Below are 16,647 nucleotides of genomic sequence, written 5' to 3'. Positions count from 1 at the left end.
AGCAGGCGAAGCGGCCCCCGGGGCCGCCTTCCCCGGGAGTCTCGATGATGGGCGTTCCGCGCACAGCCCTGGTCGCACTGGCCGCGCTTCTCGCCGGCTCGGTGGCGGCGCGCGCCCTCGAGACCGCGACGCTGCGGACCGCGGCGGTGGGCACCGACGCGGCCGTGCCGGGCGATCCGGCCCGTCCGGCCGAGGCCGTGAAGGATCCGGCCAAAGACCCGGCCAAGGATTCCTCCAAGGACGCGGCCAGGGACACAGCCAAGGATCCGACGAAGGACGGAACGCAGCCGACGACGCCCGCCGAAGCGGTCGGCGTGCCGGCGAATGCCGCGCCCGCGACGGACGCGCCCGCTTCCTCCGACGCTGCAGGCGCGCCGGTCGAGCCGAGCGATCCCCAATCCGCCGCGCTCTACCGCCGGCTCGCCGCGCCCGCCCCGCTGCTCGCGCGGCTGACGGGCAAGGAGCGCGAGGCGATCCGCGCCTTCTACGCGCTCGGCGCCTTCAAGCCGGTCTGGATCGCGGACGGCGCCTACACGCCGGCGGCCAAGGCCGCGGCGGCCCGGCTCGCGGCGGCGGGGGAGGACGGGCTCGACGCCCGGGCCTATCCCGTCCCGGCCCTGCCGGCCGCGCCGAAGCCCGGCGATGCCGATGCCCAGGCCGCCTCACTCGCGGCCGTGGCGGAAGCCGACCTCAAGCTCTCGGCGGCGATCGCCCTCTATGCCCGCGATGCCCGCGGCGGGCGCGTCAACCTCGCCGCGATCTCGCGCCTGATCACCCCGAGCCTCGACCTGCCCAGCGCGGACGCGGTGCTGGCGCGCATCGCCAGCGCGGGCGCCGCGGCGGGCGACCAGCTCCAATCCCACAATCCGCATTCGGCGGGCTACCTCGCGCTCAAGGCGCGGCTCGCGAGCCTGCGGGGTCCGGCGCCCGAGGCCAAGGCCACGACCAAGGCGGCGCTCCGGCTGCCGCCCGGGCCCGTGCTGCGGCTCGGCATGCGCGATCCCCGCGTGCCGCTGCTGCGCGCGCATTTCGGGCTCGAGACGCGCAGCGCCGGCACGCTCGATGCCGGCCCGGGCGAGCCCGATGCCTACGACACGGCGGTGGCCGACGCGGTGCAGGGCTTCCAGCGCGCCCGGGGCCTCGCGGCCACGGGCGTGCTCAACGCCCAGACCGTTATGGCGCTGGCGGGCTCCGACGGGCGGGGCAAGGCGGCGACCGGCGACGAGGCCGCGCTCATCGTCAACATGGAGCGCTGGCGCTGGCTGCCGGCCGAGCTCGGCCCCGACTACGTGCTCGTGAACGTGCCGGAATACCGCCTGCGCGTGTTCCGCGGAGGCGCCCTGCGGGACGAGGCCCGCGTCATCGTCGGCAAGGCGGAATCGCCGACGCCGATCTTCTCGGGGGCGATGGAATACGCCGTCGTCAACCCGTCCTGGTACGTGCCGCCCTCGATCCTGAAGACCATGCTGCCCAAGATCGCCGCCTATGGCGGCAAGACCTGGGGCGGCTACGAGGTGGTGCGCCGCGGCGGCCAGGTCTCGCTGCGCCAGCCGCCGGGCGAGAAGAATGCGCTCGGCTTCATCAAGTTCATGTTCCCGAACGCGCATGCCGTCTACCTGCACGACACGCCGAACCGCTCCCTGTTCTCGGCCTCGTCGCGCGCCTTCAGCCATGGCTGCGTGCGCGTGGACGATCCCTTCCGCTTCGCCGGCACAGTACTGCCCGAGGCCTGGACCAGCGAGCGGCTGAAGAAGCTGATCGGCAAGGGCGAGCGCACCATCCGCCTCGACCAGAAGCTGCCGGTGCATCTCGCCTACTTCACCGGCTATGTCGACGATGCCGGCCAGTACCGCACGGCCCCCGACCTCTACGGCTACGACGCGCCGATGCGCGCCGCCCTCGGCCTGCCCGGCGGCGGCGGCCCGGCGATCGCGAAGGCGCCCAAGCGCGAGCCCGCCACGCGGAACGCCGAGGCGGCTCCGCCCCGCCCGCAGCGGCCGCATGTCCAGGCCCGGCAGGCGGCACGGCCACTGCCGCGGCCCGCGCGCGAGGAGGCCGGCATGGTCTATGCCGATCCGGATCCGTGGGCGGGCCGGCCCGCCCCGGTCGTGCGCGGCTGGTGGTGAGAGCCCCCTCAAGAAAACGTGCCTGAGGACAAGAATCCGTGAGCGTGCGCGGCCACACTTGCGGGCACGATTTCGCCACGGTCGAGCCTTAGCCGTAGGGAATCGAGCGGTGTCCAGGACGAGGACCCGATAACCGGCCGTTGACGGTTTTCGGCAACCTTGCGTTCACCATGATTCCCGCCGTCGCGGGTACCCGCATTGGGCAAGGATCATCGTGCGCAGGATCTCCCGCATCCGACCCGCCCGCCGTCTCGTCATCGCCGTCTCCGGCCTCACGCTCGCCCTGCTCGGCGGCACACGCGGCACCCAGGATGCGGTCGCCAACGGCGATACCCGCACGCTCTCGATCTATCACACCCACACCAAGGAGAGCGCGACCATCACGTTCAAGCGTGACGGTCGCTACGACCGCGCGGCGCTGGAGCAGCTCAACTGGCTCCTGCGCGACTGGCGCATGGACGAGCCGATCAAGATGGACCCGCGCCTGTTCGACACGGTGTGGGAGGCCTACCGGCAGGTGGGCGCGTCCGAGCCGATCCACGTGGTTTCGGCCTACCGCTCGCCCGGCACCAACGCCATGCTGCGCCGCCGCTCCCGCGCGGTGGCCGAGTACAGCCAGCACATGCTCGGCAAGGCGATGGACTTCTACCTGCCCGACGCGTCGATCGACCAGATCCGCGCGGTGGGGATGCAGATGCAGCGCGGCGGCGTCGGCTGGTATCCGCGCGCGGGCTCGCCCTTCGTGCATCTCGACGTGGGCTCGGTGCGCTCCTGGCCGCGCATGAGCCACGACCAGCTCGCCCGCCTGTTCCCGGACGGCAAGACCGTGCACCTGCCCGCGGACGGCCATCCGCTCGCCCGCTACGAGGAGGCCCGCGCCGAGGTGCTCGCCCGCGGCGGCTCGGTGGCCGGCATCACGACGCAGGTCGCGGCGGCCGAGGAGGATGACGGGCCGAGCGTCGGCAAGTTCCTGGCGAGCCTGTTCGGCGGCGGATCGAGCGCGCCCGAGCCGGCCCCCGCCCCGACTGCGAGCCGGCGGCGGCAGAAGCCGGCCATCGCGGTGGCCAGCGCCGATCCGGACGTGCAGATCGGCTCGGGCAACGCGCTCGCCTACGCCGCCCCGAACGCCGACCAGGCACTCCGCGGCTCGGCGCTCCAGCGGGGCGCCAAGGCGGATGCCAAGCCCGCCGACGCCAAGAGCCTGCTCACCGCCGAGACGCCCGCGCAGGCCGCCGCGAAGCCGGCCGACCCGCTGCTGCAGACGGTCGAGGCGCCGCTGCCGCCGCGCCGGCCCGCCGAGTTCGCCGCCGTCGCGGCCGCGGCGATCATGATGCCGCTGCCGCCGCAGCGCCCGGTCCAGCTCGCCGCGATGGGCCCGGTGGCTCTAGCCGCCCCGCCCTCCATGCTCCAGAAGAGCGAGATCCCGGCCGCACCCGCAATGACGCGCCGCGTCGCGCTGGTGCCGGCCGATGCCGACCCGAAGGCGCAGCTGCGCGCCCTGTTCGAGGCCGCGGCTGCGGACGAGGCGGCCACGCCCGCGCCGCGCGGCGCGCCGGTTCGGATCGCGACGGCCAAGGCGCAGGCCGATGCCGCGCCGGACGATCTGGTGGTGCCGGGCCCGGACGCGGTCGCGACGCGCTTCCGCGCGGCGAGCCCGGGCGACGACCTCACGACGCAGCGCTTCACCGGCTCGGCGACGCGCGCCGTACCCAATCGCCGCTGATGTCCGGGTGTCGAGAGGGCTCACCCCTCTCGCGGGTCCAGGGCGGAGCCCTGAAAAGCCTCGGGGCGCCGCCCCGAGACCCCGCCAAAGGGATGATCCCTTTGGGATTCCCTTACTGGGTGCGGCGGGCCTGGGCGACGGCGAGGGCCGAGACCAGCGTCTCCGCGTAGCTGCTTCCGCCCGCGATGCGCTCGGCATCGGCGCCGCTCTGCGTGGCGACGGCGAAGACCATGAGCGCGCCCGTGGCGAGGCCGCCGAGCGCGGCGATGGCCCACAGGTAGCTGCGTTCCACCAACCGCGGCAGCGGCATGGCAGGCGGGATCAGGGCAGGGGAGGAGATCGGGTCGCTCATGGCCGGCAATCCCGCGCATGGCTGAAAAGGGCCCGCGCGCAAGCGTTCAGGCACCTAGCATTCAACGTGCCTGAACGGCGCATGTTCGCCGCGCCGACCGCATTTTTTCCACAGGCCGGGCGCGGCTTGGCTAACCGGCGGTGAAGGCCGGGCGCCGAAGCGCCCGGCCTCGTCGCTCAGCCCTCGCCGCCGAGCACCTTGCCGAGCGCCGCCTGGGCCGCGGCGAGGCGGGCGATCGGCACGCGGTAGGGCGAGCAGGAGACGTAGTCGAGCCCGACCTCCTGGCAGAAGCCGATCGAGGCCGGATCGCCGCCATGCTCGCCGCAGATGCCGAGCTTCAGGCCGCTGCGGACCTTCCGGCCGCGCTCGACGCCGATGCGCACGAGTTCGCCCACGCCCTCCTGGTCGATCGTCACGAACGGGTCGGAGGGCAGGATGCCCTTCTGCGTGTAGGGGCCGAGGAAGGTCGCCGCGTCGTCGCGGGAGATGCCGAGCGCCGTCTGCGTCAGGTCGTTGGTGCCGAAGGAGAAGAACTCCGCGGTCTCGGCGATCTCGCCCGCCTTCAGCGCGGCGCGCGGCAGCTCGATCATCGTGCCCACCTGATAGGCAAGCGTGGCGTTTTTCTCCTCAGAGACGGCCTTCGCCATGGCGTCGATACGCGCCTTGACGATGTCGAACTCCGCCCGGGTGAAGACCAGCGGCACCATCACCTCGGAGGTGACCGGGCTGCCCGTCTCCTCGGCCGCCTGCACGGCCGCCTCGAAGATCGCCCGCGCCTGCATCTCGGCGATCTCGGGGAAGGCGATGGCGAGGCGGCAGCCGCGGAAGCCGAGCATCGGGTTGAACTCGGAGAGCTCGCGCATCCGGTGCCGGATCTTGTCCTCGGGCACGCCCGTGGCCGCCACCACCTCCTGCACCTCCGCGTCGGTGTGCGGCAGGAACTCGTGCAGCGGCGGATCGAGCAGGCGGATCGTGACGGGCAGACCCGACATGATCTTGAACAGCTCGACGAAGTCCTGGCGCTGGTAGGGGAGGATCTTGGCGAGCGCCGCGCGGCGGCCCTCCGCATCGTCGGCCAGGATCATCTCGCGCACCGCGATGATGCGGTCGCCCTCGAAGAACATGTGCTCGGTACGGCAGAGGCCGATGCCCTCCGCGCCGAAATTGCGCGCGGTGCGGGCGTCGGTGGACGTGTCGGCGTTGGCGCGCACCTTCATGGTGCGGTGGGCGTCGGCCCAGCCCATCAGCTGGGCGAAGTCGCCGGAGAGCTCCGGCTCCAGCATCTTCACCTCGCCCAGCAGCACCTGGCCGGTCGAGCCGTCGATGGTGATCCTGTCGCCGGCCTTGAGCGTCTGCCCGCCCACCGACAGGGTCTGGGCCTTGTAGTCGATGCGGATCGTGCCGACGCCGGAGACGCAGGGCTTGCCCATGCCGCGGGCGACCACGGCCGCGTGGCTCGTCATGCCGCCGCGCGTCGTGAGGATGCCCTCCGAGGCGTGCATGCCGTGGATGTCCTCAGGCGAGGTCTCGATGCGCACGAGGATGCACTTGCGCTCGGCCTTGCGGCAGGCCTCCGCGGCCTCCGAGTTGAACACGATCTCGCCGGTGGCGGCGCCGGGCGAGGCGGGAAGCCCCGAGGCGATCACCTTGCGCTCGGCCTTCGGGTCGATGGTCGGGTGCAGGAGCTGGTCGAGGGCGCCCGGCTCGACGCGCAGGATCGCCTCCTCCTGCGTGATCAGCCCCTCGCTGGCGAGGTCGACGGCGATCTTGAGGGCGGCCTTCGCCGTGCGCTTGCCGTTGCGGGTCTGGAGCATCCAGAGCTTCCCGCTCTCGATGGTGAACTCCATGTCCTGCATGTCGCGGTAGTGCTTCTCCAGGATCCCGTAGATCCGGGTCAGCTCGGCGAAGCTCTCGGGCATCGCCGTCTCCATCGAGGGCCGGTCGGACTTGGCCTCGATCCGCGCCTTCTCGGTGATGTCCTGCGGCGTGCGGATGCCCGCCACCACGTCCTCGCCCTGGGCGTTGATCAGGAACTCGCCGTAGAGCGCCCGCTCGCCGGTGGAGGGGTTGCGGGTGAAGGCGACGCCGGTCGCCGAGGTGTCGCCCATGTTGCCAAACACCATGGCCTGCACGTTGACGGCCGTGCCCCAGCTCTCGGGGATGCTGTTCAGCTCACGGTACTTCTTGGCCCGCGGGATCATCCAGGAATCGAACACCGCGCCGATCGCGCCCCAGAGCTGGTCCTGCGGCTCCTGCGGGAAGTCGGATCCGTGCTCGTCGCGGACGATCTTCTTGTAGGTCTGGATCAGGGTCTTCCAGTCCTCGGCCCCGAGCTCGGTGTCGAGTTCGACGCCCTTGCGCTCCTTGTAGTGCTCCAGCGCCTCCTCGAAGGCGTGGTGCTCCACGCCGAGCACCACGTTCGAGTACATGGTGATGAAGCGGCGGTAGGAATCGTAGGCGAAGCGCGGGTCGCCCGCGCTCTCGGCGAGCGCCGAGACGGTGGCGTCGTTGAGGCCGAGATTCAGCACCGTGTCCATCATGCCGGGCATCGAGGCGCGGGCGCCCGAGCGCACGGAGACGAGGAGCGGGCTCTCGGCGTCGCCGAAGGTGCGGCCGGTCAGCGCCCCGACCTTGGCCAGCGCCTCGTCGACCTGCGCCTTCAGCTCCGGCGGGTACTGCTTGTCGTGGGCGTAGTAGTAGGTGCAGACCTCGGTGGTGATGGTGAAGCCGGGGGGCACCGGCAGGCCGAGATTCGACATCTCGGCGAGGTTCGCGCCCTTGCCGCCGAGCAGTTCGCGCATCTGCGACTTGCCCTCGGCCTTGCCGTCACCGAAGGCGTAGACCCACTTCGCGTTCCCCGCGGTGCCCTCGCTTGCCATGTCGATCCCGTCCGTTCTGAAGGGTGCGCGACCGTGACCGGTCCGTGACCGCGGGTTGGACCATCTCGCGGTGCAACGCAAGGTGAACGCCCCTCACATCGTGTCGGATCGGGGGTGATGTTCTGCGGATGCGCCGCCGATTCCGGAGGGCTTCGCCCTCAGGTCAGGCTGCGGAACAGGCCGAGCCCGATCAGCCCGACCAGGATGAGATAGGCCGCGACGATATAGTTCAGCAGCCGCGGCATGATCAGGATCAGGACGCCGGCGATCAGCGCGATCACCGGCTGCAGGTTCGTGATGGTGATGGTCATCGGAGGCCTCGGCGGACTGGCCGGCCGGCAAGCTCGGTCGACAAGCTTGGCCGGCAGCTCGGCCATGATGCGACGCGCGATCCCGCCGATTGGTTCCCCGGCCGCCCCGCCAGCCGATGGGCAGAGGCTCGACTGTCGTCGCCGGAATTAGCGCCTCTCACAAAACTCCCGGCGACCGGGAGATCTCCCTCTGGGCACGACGGCGCAGCGGGAGTTGTGTGAGGTGCTCTTAGCCGCGCATTAACGACGTTTTGAGAACCTGGGCGGGTCGTCAAGGATTGTTCACGCCATGCCGAACGCCGATCCGCTGCTGCCGCGCCCCACCCTCCTCAGCCCGAGCCACCTCGCCCGCGCGCTCGATGCCCTGCGCTCCAGCGCGGCCTCGAGCGCGGAGGTCTGGCAGCTGCTCACGCAATCCTACACCGTCGATCTCGACGCGGTGGCCGCCCTGATGCCGGCCGAGGAGCCGGAGCCGGTCTGGCTCGACGCCCGCCGCTGAGAAGCGCTGGCACCGGTCCTGCAGTGCCTATGCTGCACTGCAACATTCCGGGGGCGGCGACTGTCGCCGGCCGGACTACCGGACGCCGCGGCGCCATCGCGGCATCCGGGGAAAGACAGGAACGAGAGACGGCGGGCGCCGCATGGCGGCCGATGCCGGCCTGAGAGGAGGGGACACCCGGAGCAACAACCACGCGGTGGCTCGGACGCCGGAGCACCCCGCGGACCTGTCGTTCACGCGCCGATCGAGGCGCCATGGGGGTCCGTCATGTCCGAACTTCTCGCCGTTGCCCTCGTCTGCGCCGGCACGCTGCTGGCCCAGGATTGCTCCCGCGACACCGCCCTCGACGTTGTCGTCACGCCAGCCCGCACGCCGATGGAATGCCTGATGCACGCCCAGGCGATGGCGGCCTCCGCCGGCCTGCCGGGCGGGGGCGACCGCTATCTCAAGATCGCCTGCGAGCATCGCCGCGCCGACGGCGTGCGCACCGTCGCGGGCCGGCCCTCCTGAGGCGCCCGGGCGCGCTTCAGGCCACCGCCCGGAGCGCGTCGCCGGTCCGGAGCGCGCCGCCCGCGATCACCTCCGCGTAGATGCCGCAATCGCGGTGGCCGAGGCGCGCGTCGATCGTCCAGGGGATGTCGAGGTCGCGGATCCCGCTCACCGGATCGACGTTCGTCGCCGCGCAGCGCTGCGTGCGCTGGGTCAGCTTGAGCCGCAGCCCGCTCGGCGCCTCGATCACGGCGCCCGACATCGCGAGCTCGGCCCAGGCGTCGAGCCCCTCGACGAGGAGGTTGCCGCGGAAGCGCAGCGGGTCGACCGGCGCGCCGACGAAATCCTCGATCGCCCGCACGCTGGCGAGGTTGATCAGCGAGACGAAGCCGATCTTGGAATCGGTGAAGCGGTAATGCGGCGGCGCCTCCAGCACCCGCGGCTCGCCGCGCAGGGCGTCCGGCAGGAGGCGCCGCATCAGGTCCTCCAGGACGCCGCGCCCCTCCGGCGTGTCGAGCCGGGCCGCGAGGGTCTCGCCCTCCGCCTCGACATACAGTGTCGCTGTGGCATCCTCGTACCGGGTGCGCAGCCGGGCCAGCGCCTCGTCGCGCATCAGCATCAGGTACTTGGTCTTGGGCAGGTGCCGGACCACGACCGGGTCGAAGCCGGAGGGCCCGTTCTCGATGGCGTAGAGCCGGTCGCCGGGGAAATAGCCGCTGGTCTCCAGCTCGGCGGATTCCACCCGCTCGGGGCTGAGGCCCTTCACGGGGTAGCGGTAGAGGGCGTGGATCGAGAGCGCGGCCATGCGCGCAGCGTGGCCCTGAAATGCCGCCGCGCGCAAGAGCTCTGCCGGGACTTGTGGTGCGGATTTGCAACACCACATCCCGGATACCGGCGGCCAACGGCGCCGGGGCCCTCGCGCGGCGGATAGCCGGAGGGCGACGTTTCGGTGGCGCCGCGCCTCTTGTCGGGCGGCGGATGCCGGTACGGGAGGGTTGTGAATGAATTTCGAGAAATACACCGAGCGCGCCCGCGGCTTCGTGCAGGCGGCTCAGAACCTCGCGATGCGCGAGGGACATCCCCAGCTTCAGCCGGGCCACCTCCTGAAGGTGCTGCTCGACGATCCGGAAGGGCTCTGCGCCGGCCTGATCGACCGCGCCGGCGGCCAGTCGCGCGTGGCACTCGCGCAGGTCGAGCAATGGCTCGCCAAGCAGCCGAAGGTCTCGGGCAACAGCGCCGCGCCCCAGGCGACGCGCGACCTCGTGCGCCTGTTCGACACCGCCGAGAAGGCCGCGGAGAAGGCAGGCGATTCCTATGTCACCGTCGAGCGGCTGCTGCTCGCGCTCGCCGTCGAGGGCAACACCGAGGCCGGCCGCGCGCTCCAGGCCGCGGGCGTGACCCCTGCCTCCATCAACGCGGCGATCAACGCGCTCCGCAAGGGCCGCACCGCCGACAACGCCTCGGCCGAGAACGCCTACGACGCCCTGAAGAAATATGCCCGCGACCTCACGGAGGCGGCGCGTGAGGGCAAGCTCGACCCGGTGATCGGCCGCGACGAGGAGATCCGCCGCACGATTCAGGTTCTGTCGCGCCGCACCAAGAACAATCCCGTGCTGATCGGCGAGCCCGGCGTCGGCAAGACCGCCATCGTCGAGGGCCTGGCGCTGCGCATCGTCAACGGCGACGTGCCGGAGAGCCTTCGCGAGAAGAGCCTGCTCGCCCTCGACATGGGCGCCCTGATCGCGGGTGCGAAGTATCGCGGCGAGTTCGAGGAGCGCCTGAAGGGCGTGCTCTCCGAGGTCCAGGCGGCCGAGGGCGGCATCGTCCTGTTCATCGACGAGATGCACACCCTGGTCGGCGCCGGCAAGGCGGACGGGGCCATGGACGCCTCGAACCTCCTGAAGCCCGCGCTCGCCCGCGGCGAGTTGCATTGCGTCGGCGCGACCACGCTCGACGAGTACCGCAAGCATGTCGAGAAGGATGCGGCGCTCGCCCGGCGCTTCCAGCCGGTCTTCGTCTCCGAGCCGACCGTGGAGGACACGGTCTCGATCCTGCGCGGCATCAAGGAGAAGTACGAGCAGCACCACGGCGTGCGCATCCAGGATTCGGCGCTCGTGGCCGCCGCGACCCTGTCGAACCGCTACATCACCGACCGCTTCCTGCCCGACAAGGCCATCGATCTGGTCGACGAGGCGGGCTCGCGCCTGCGCATGCAGGTCGATTCCAAGCCCGAGGAGCTCGACAACATCGACCGCGAGATCGTGCGGCTGAAGATCGAGGGCGAGGCGCTCAAGAAGGAGACGGATTCTGCCTCCCGCGACCGCCTGCAGCGCCTGGAGAAGGAGCTCGCCGACCTCGAGGAGCAATCCGCCACCATCACCGCGCGCTGGAAGGCCGAGAAGGACAAGCTCGGCGCCGCCGCGGAGCTGAAGAAGAAGCTCGACGAGGCCCGCAACGAACTGGCCGCGGCCCAGCGCCAGGGCCAGTACCAGCGCGCGGGCGAGCTCGCCTACGGCGTGATCCCCGGCCTGGAGAAGCGGCTTGCCGAGATCGAGGCCGCGGCGGAATCGGCGGTCGCCCGCGACGGCATGGTCGAGGAGGCGGTGACGCCGGCCCATATCGCGGGCGTCGTCTCGCGCTGGACCGGCGTGCCCGTCGACAAGATGCTGGAGGGCGAGCGCGAGAAGCTGCTCGCGATGGAGACGGAGCTCGGAAAGCGCGTGGTCGGCCAGCGCGAGGCGGTGGAGGCGGTCTCGACCGCGGTCCGCCGGGCGCGCGCCGGCCTGCAGGATCCGAACCGGCCGATCGGCTCGTTCATGTTCCTCGGGCCCACCGGCGTCGGCAAGACCGAGCTGACCAAGGCGCTCGCCGGCTTCCTGTTCGACGACGACACGGCGCTCGTGCGCATCGACATGTCCGAGTACATGGAGAAGCACGCGGTCGCCCGCCTCATCGGCGCGCCTCCGGGCTATGTCGGCTACGAGGAGGGCGGCGCGCTCACCGAAGCCGTGCGGCGCCGGCCCTATCAGGTCGTGCTGTTCGACGAGGTGGAGAAGGCGCATCCGGACGTGTTCAACGTCCTCCTGCAGGTGCTCGACGACGGGCGCCTGACGGACGGGCAGGGCCGCACGGTCGACTTCCGCAACACGCTCCTGATCATGACCTCGAATCTCGGGGCCGAGCACCTCGTGAACCAGCCCGCGGGCCAGGATTCCGACGCGGTCCGCGACGAGGTCATGGGCGTCGTCAGGCACCACTTCCGGCCGGAATTCCTGAACCGGATCGACGAGATCATCCTGTTCCACCGCCTCGCGCGCTCGGAGATGGGGGCGATCGTCGACATCCAGCTCAAGCGGCTCCAGAAGCTCCTCGACGAGCGCAAGATCACGCTCGACGTGGATGACGAGGCCCGCACCTGGCTCGCCGACAAGGGCTACGACCCGGCCTACGGGGCGCGGCCGCTGAAGCGGGTGATCCAGAAGAACGTGCAGGACCCGCTGGCCGAGCTCCTGCTCGCGGGCAAGGTCCATGACGGCGAGACGGTGCCGGTCACCCTCGGGCCGATGGGCCTGATGATCGGCGACGTGGCGGTCGGCGCCGAGCGCCGGCCGGCCAGCGCGACGCTGAACTGACCCTGAGCGGGCCCCGGCGCGGATGCGCCGGGGCCACCTTATTGAAGCGCAGCCCGGTCCGATCCCGTGCTACGCTCGCCCGGGCCGCTGGAGACCGGTGATTGATGGCGGAAACATCGACGCTCGTCGTTCGTCTACCGAAGGAGACGAGGGCCAAGCTCGATCGTTTGGCCAACCTGAACCGCACGACCGGCGATGTGCTGGCCGGAGAAGCCGTCACGGGCTATGTCGAGCGGGAGCTTGCCGTGATCGAAGCGATCGAGCGGGGGCGCCAGGACATTCGTGCGGGCCGCAGGACCGGGACGGACGATGTGTTCCGTGAGGTCGAGGCCGTCATCGCGGACGCCGAGGCGGCCCGGGCAGGGCAGTGACGCGACCGGTCATCTGGTCACCGGGGGCGCGGCAGGACGTCCTCGCCGTCGCGCGCTACATCGCCTCGGAGAACCCGTCTGCCGCCCGAACCGTCACAGCCCGGTTCAGGGCTGCCGCCGAGGCGCTAGGCGAAACGCCGACCGGCAGGCTGGGCCGGGTGAGCGGCACGTTCGAGAAGTCCGTCTCGGGACTGCCCTACAATCATGGCCTACGAGCGCGTGTCGCAAGCCGGCGGCGAGGTCTTGGCCATCCTGCACGGCATCCATACGGCCCGGGACTGGCCGTCCGAGGGATGGCCGGATTGATGTCGGGTGCCGATCCGGCAGGACACCCGGCCTGCGTCAGCATCCTCTTGCACTGCGAAGCCATTCCTCTGACAACATCTCAATGACCGCCGAACCGCTCACCTACTCCGTCGGCGACATCCACGGCTGCGCCGACCAGCTCGACGGGCTGCTGGAGCGGATCGAGGCGCATGCCGCGGGCCGGCCGCGCCGGCTCGTCTTCCTCGGCGACTACATCGACCGCGGGCCCGACAGCGCCCGGGTGATCGAGACCCTGCGCAAGCTGCAATGGCGCGAGCCCGATTCGGTGGTCTGCCTGATGGGCAACCACGAGGCGATGCTGCTGGAGAGCCTGCGGACGCCGGGCGCCGATGCGCACTGGATGGTCAATGGCGGCCTCACCACGCTCGAATCCTTCGGTGTCGAGGAGGCCGCTGCCCTGCCGCGCGACGTGCTCGACTGGATCGAGGCGCTGCCGACCCTGCACGCGGATGCGCGGCACTGGTACGTCCATGCCGGCTTCCACCCCGCGAGCCCGGCCCCCGACCCGGAGGTCCGCAACCGCCTCTGGATCCGCGAGCCCTTCCTGACCGAGGACCGCGATTTCGGCCGGCACGTCGTCCACGGCCACACGCCGCAGGGCGGGGGACGGCCGGAGGTGCGGCCCTACCGCACCAACCTCGATACCGGCGCGGTCTATGGCGGCCCCCTCACGGCGGGCGTCTTCACGGCCGGGGCGGGCGCGGCCGAGACATTCCTGCAGGTCCGTACCGGCTGAGCACCCGCGGCGCTTGAAGCGCGGCCGTTCTCCGACAGTTTCACCCCCGCCGCGGCCTGGGCCGCGTGGGAGACGCCGATGCCGATGGACGCGCCCGTGACACAGAGTGACCGCTCGAAGGACAGCGCGCTCGCGCGCCTCGCGCTGCGCTTCACCGACTGGGCGGTGAAGTGGTTCCCGGACGCCTTCGTCTTCGTCGCCATCGCGGTGGTCGTGGTGGCGCTCGCGGCGCTCCTCAACGGCGCGCCGGCCCAGGCCGTGAGCAAGAGCTTCGGCGACGGCTTCTGGAGCCTGATCCCCTTCACCATGCAGATGGTCTTCGTGACCATCGGCGGCTACGTGGTGGCGACCTCCGCCCCCGTCCAGGCGCTCATCGACCGGATGGCGCTGGTGCCGAAGACCGGCCGCGGCGCCATCGGCTTCGTGGCGCTCGCCACCATGCTGTCCTCGTTCCTGAGCTGGGGCCTCAGCCTGATCTTCGGCGGACTGCTCACCCGCGCGCTCGCCCGCCGCACCGACCTGCGCATGGATTACCGGGCGGCGGGGGCGGCGGCCTATCTCGGCCTCGGTGCCACCTGGGCCATGGGCCTGTCCTCGTCGGCCGCGCAGCTCCAGGCCAACCCGAAGAGCCTGCCCCCGGGCCTCCTGCCGATCACCGGCGTGATCCCCTTCAGCGAGACCATCTTCCTCTGGCAGTCGATCCTGATCGCCGTCGTCCTCGTGGTGCTCTCGACGGTGATCGCGCTGGCCTCCGCCCCGGGCCGCGAGACGGCGGTGACGGCCGAAGCCCTCGGCGTCGACGTGTCGAAGGAGGACGACCGCCTCCCGCCCCCGACCCAGCCCGGCGAGTGGCTGGAGCACGCGCCGATCCTCACCGTGCTGATCGGCCTCCTCGCGGCCGGCTGGCTGGTGCAGGAATTCGCGCGCCAGGACTGGAAGGTCGCGATCTCGAACCTCAACACCTACAACCTGCTCTTCCTGATGCTCGGCTTCGTGCTGCACTGGCGCCCGAAGCGCTTCCTCGCAGCCCTCGGCAAGGCGGTGCCGGCCACCGCCGGCATCCTGATCCAGTTCCCCTTCTACGCGGCCATCGCCGCGATCCTGACGGGGGCCAAGAACGGGGCCGGCCACAGCCTCTCGGACGTGATCGCCCATGCCTTCGTGGCGCTCAACACGCAGGGGTCCTTCCCGCTGGCGATGGGCATCTACTCGGCGATCCTCGGCTTCTTCATCCCCTCCGGCGGCGGCAAGTGGCTGCTCGAGGCGCCCTACGTGATGCAGGCGGCCAACGAGCTGAAGGTGCATCTCGGCTGGGCGGTGCAGGTCTACAATGCCGCCGAGGCGCTGCCGAACCTGATCAACCCGTTCTTCATGCTGCCGCTGCTCGGCATCCTCGGGCTGAAAGCGCGGGACATCGTCGGCTTCAGCTTCCTCCAGCTGATGGCGCACCTGCCGGTGGTGCTGTTCCTGCTCTGGGCGCTCGCCTTCACGCTGGAATACCATCCGCCCGTCATGCCCTGACGGGACGGTCCGGGACCGCCGATTGAGTCGCATTGACCCCGCGGGCGGGTGCATGCTCGCTTGCCCGCGACGACAGACCGGGAGGAACCATGCAGCACGACGGTTCGGGCGACGGCGCGGCGCCGGCCCGGGAGGCGGGACTGACCGGCCTCGTCACGCCACCCCTGTCGCGACGCGGCTTCGTGATGACGAGCCTGATGAGCGGCCTCACGCTCGCGACGACCCGGGTGGAGGCTCAGGCGATCCACACCGACAGCGACGGGATCGAGGCCGGCGAGGTCAGGATCCCGGCCCAGGACGGGCCGATGCCGGGCTACCGCGCCGTTTCCAAGGGGCCCGGCCCCTTCCCGGTGGTGCTGGTGATCGAGGAGATCTTCGGCGTCCACGACTACATCAAGGACATCTGCCGGCGGCTCGCCAAGGCGGGCTACTGCGCGGTGGCGCCAGAGCTCTACGCCCGCCAGGGCGACCTCTCGACGATGACGGACGCGCAGCAGATCGTGCGCGACGTGATCTCGAAGACGCCGGACGCGCAGTGGATCGCCGATCTCGACGCGGCCGCGGCCTATGCGGGCTCCGCCGCCAAGGGCGATCTCGGCCGGCTCGGCGTCATGGGCTGGTGCCGGGGCGGGCGGGGCGCCTGGCTCTACGCGGCGCATCGTCGCGACCTGAAGGCCGCGGTGGCCTGGTACGGGCCCCTCGGCGGCCAGCGCAGCGACATCCAGCCCCGCAATGCCGGCGACGTGGCAGGCGAGATCAACGCGCCGCTGCTCGCCCTCTATGGCGGCGCCGATACCGGTATCCCGGTCGCCTCCGTGGAGGAGGCGCGCGACAAGGCGAAGGCGGCCGGCAAGTCCGTGGAACTCGTGGTCTATCCGGAGGCGCCGCACGGCTTCCACGCCGATTACCGGCCGAGCTACCGCAAGGCCGCCGCCGAGGACGGCTGGTCGCGCGCGCTCGCCTTCCTCAAGGCCAACGGCGTCGGCTGAGCGGGCCGCCGCCGCGGCTCAAGTTCCGCGGGCTGTGCCCTGCGGGACACGGCTTCGCAGTGCGGAATATGCCAGGGTGTTCAAGCGGAGCCGCGCCTTCCCGGGCCCGGGGACCCGTCCGGCCGAGATGCGGCGGACGGGTGCCGGCGGCGGCGGCGATGCGTTGATCGATTGGACGGACGCACCGTTCAGCCCCTGTTGTGAAGTGTCCCGGCCCATGAGCGACGCGAAACCGCCAGGACATAAGCCCGTCATCCTCGTGGTTGAGGACCAGCCGGACGAGCGCTTCCTCGCGGCGACGCTGCTGGAGGATACCGGCTTCCGCGTGATCGAGGCCGAGACGGCCGAGATGGCCCTCGCCATCCTCAACGACCGCGCCGACGAGGTCAGCGTGGTCTTCTCCGACGTACGCACGCCCGGCCCGATCGGCGGCTTCGAACTCGCGCGCATCATCGGCGTCACCTGGCCGCGCGTGCGGGTGCTCCTGACCTCGGGCGATGCCGGCGATCAGCCGAGCGACCTGCGCGTCTCGGCCACCTTCATCCCGAAGCCGTGGCGGGCGGAGGACATCCTGGCCTGGGTCGAAGAGGCGGCCGGGCGCCCCCCGAGCGCCGATTCGGGCCCCACGGTGATCGGCCCGGGTGGCAAGATAATTTCCGGCGGCATGGAAACCTGAGGCGCGGGGCGCCCGT

At 71.2% G+C, this 16,647-nt stretch carries 15 protein-coding genes; 11 read left to right on the top strand and 4 right to left on the bottom strand.

All coding sequences use genetic code 11. The annotated features are described in order from the left end of the window. Positions 1-47: 47 nt before the first annotated feature. Together MTDSW087_RS14940 and MTDSW087_RS14935 are read left to right on the top strand one after the other, a co-directional pair. Complete coding sequence (locus MTDSW087_RS14940; protein WP_144765318.1) at positions 48-2,126, top strand: L,D-transpeptidase family protein; 2,079 nt, start codon at positions 48-50, stop codon at positions 2,124-2,126. Positions 2,127-2,340: 214 nt separating this feature from the next. Further along, the gene (locus tag MTDSW087_RS14935) at positions 2,341-3,849 is read left to right on the top strand and encodes a peptidoglycan L,D-endopeptidase MepK (protein ID WP_373321884.1); all 1,509 of its coding nucleotides are present in this window, start codon (positions 2,341-2,343) and stop codon (positions 3,847-3,849) included. 112 nt (positions 3,850-3,961) lie between these two features. Here MTDSW087_RS14935 and MTDSW087_RS14930 read toward each other — a convergent pair whose 3' ends face one another. The 3 genes from MTDSW087_RS14930 to MTDSW087_RS14920 all read right to left on the bottom strand — a co-directional run bounded on the left by MTDSW087_RS14930 (position 3,962) and on the right by MTDSW087_RS14920 (position 7,391). After that, positions 3,962-4,201: a hypothetical protein gene (locus MTDSW087_RS14930; RefSeq protein WP_144765204.1), complete on the bottom strand. Its 240-nt coding sequence runs from the start codon at positions 4,199-4,201 to the stop codon at positions 3,962-3,964. A gap of 176 nt (positions 4,202-4,377) precedes the next feature. Beyond that, positions 4,378-7,080 (bottom strand): pyruvate, phosphate dikinase, encoded by a 2,703-nt coding sequence (gene ppdK / locus MTDSW087_RS14925; protein WP_144765202.1) that lies wholly within the window; start codon positions 7,078-7,080, stop codon positions 4,378-4,380. A 158-nt stretch (positions 7,081-7,238) separates the two neighbouring features. After that, entirely contained in the window at positions 7,239-7,391 is a 153-nt protein-coding gene (locus tag MTDSW087_RS14920; RefSeq protein ID WP_144765200.1) for a DUF3096 domain-containing protein, read from the bottom strand. 289 nt (positions 7,392-7,680) lie between these two features. Here MTDSW087_RS14920 and MTDSW087_RS14915 point away from each other — a divergent pair, with 289 nt between their 5' ends. Both MTDSW087_RS14915 and MTDSW087_RS14910 read left to right on the top strand, forming a co-directional pair. After that, on the top strand, positions 7,681-7,890 hold the full coding sequence (locus tag MTDSW087_RS14915; RefSeq protein ID WP_144765198.1) for a hypothetical protein: 210 nt from the start codon (positions 7,681-7,683) through the stop codon (positions 7,888-7,890). A 267-nt stretch (positions 7,891-8,157) separates the two neighbouring features. Next, positions 8,158-8,400 (top strand): hypothetical protein, encoded by a 243-nt coding sequence (locus MTDSW087_RS14910; RefSeq protein ID WP_144765196.1) that lies wholly within the window; start codon positions 8,158-8,160, stop codon positions 8,398-8,400. A 16-nt stretch (positions 8,401-8,416) separates the two neighbouring features. Here MTDSW087_RS14910 and MTDSW087_RS14905 read toward each other — a convergent pair whose 3' ends face one another. Then, the gene (locus MTDSW087_RS14905) at positions 8,417-9,184 is read right to left on the bottom strand and encodes an MOSC domain-containing protein (RefSeq protein ID WP_144765194.1); all 768 of its coding nucleotides are present in this window, start codon (positions 9,182-9,184) and stop codon (positions 8,417-8,419) included. A 196-nt stretch (positions 9,185-9,380) separates the two neighbouring features. Here MTDSW087_RS14905 and clpB point away from each other — a divergent pair, with 196 nt between their 5' ends. From clpB to MTDSW087_RS14870, 7 genes are all read left to right on the top strand, one after another. Continuing rightward, on the top strand, positions 9,381-12,011 hold the full coding sequence (gene clpB, locus MTDSW087_RS14900) for an ATP-dependent chaperone ClpB (protein WP_144765192.1): 2,631 nt from the start codon (positions 9,381-9,383) through the stop codon (positions 12,009-12,011). Positions 12,012-12,115: 104 nt separating this feature from the next. After that, positions 12,116-12,382, top strand: a complete 267-nt coding sequence (locus MTDSW087_RS14895; protein ID WP_144765190.1) for a CopG family ribbon-helix-helix protein — start codon at positions 12,116-12,118, stop codon at positions 12,380-12,382. Further along, positions 12,379-12,774: a type II toxin-antitoxin system RelE/ParE family toxin gene (locus MTDSW087_RS14890; protein WP_244948388.1), complete on the top strand. Its 396-nt coding sequence runs from the start codon at positions 12,379-12,381 to the stop codon at positions 12,772-12,774. Before MTDSW087_RS14895 ends, MTDSW087_RS14890 begins: the two co-directional genes overlap by 4 nt. After that, positions 12,771-13,445: a metallophosphoesterase family protein gene (locus MTDSW087_RS14885; RefSeq protein WP_144765188.1), complete on the top strand. Its 675-nt coding sequence runs from the start codon at positions 12,771-12,773 to the stop codon at positions 13,443-13,445. The genes MTDSW087_RS14890 and MTDSW087_RS14885 overlap by 4 nt, the downstream gene beginning before the upstream one ends. A gap of 84 nt (positions 13,446-13,529) precedes the next feature. Continuing rightward, the gene (locus MTDSW087_RS14880) at positions 13,530-14,966 is read left to right on the top strand and encodes a short-chain fatty acid transporter (RefSeq protein WP_144765186.1); all 1,437 of its coding nucleotides are present in this window, start codon (positions 13,530-13,532) and stop codon (positions 14,964-14,966) included. Between the two features lie 89 nt (positions 14,967-15,055). Further along, positions 15,056-15,955: a dienelactone hydrolase family protein gene (locus tag MTDSW087_RS14875; RefSeq protein WP_144765184.1), complete on the top strand. Its 900-nt coding sequence runs from the start codon at positions 15,056-15,058 to the stop codon at positions 15,953-15,955. A 217-nt stretch (positions 15,956-16,172) separates the two neighbouring features. Beyond that, positions 16,173-16,631, top strand: a complete 459-nt coding sequence (locus MTDSW087_RS14870; RefSeq protein WP_144765182.1) for a response regulator — start codon at positions 16,173-16,175, stop codon at positions 16,629-16,631. Positions 16,632-16,647: the final 16 nt, after the last annotated feature.

The organism is Methylobacterium dankookense (genome assembly GCF_902141855.1).
Lineage (GTDB): Bacteria > Pseudomonadota > Alphaproteobacteria > Rhizobiales > Beijerinckiaceae > Methylobacterium > Methylobacterium dankookense.
The sequence above is the reverse complement of the archived record's forward strand: the minus strand, read 5'-3'. Positions and strand labels throughout refer to the sequence as shown.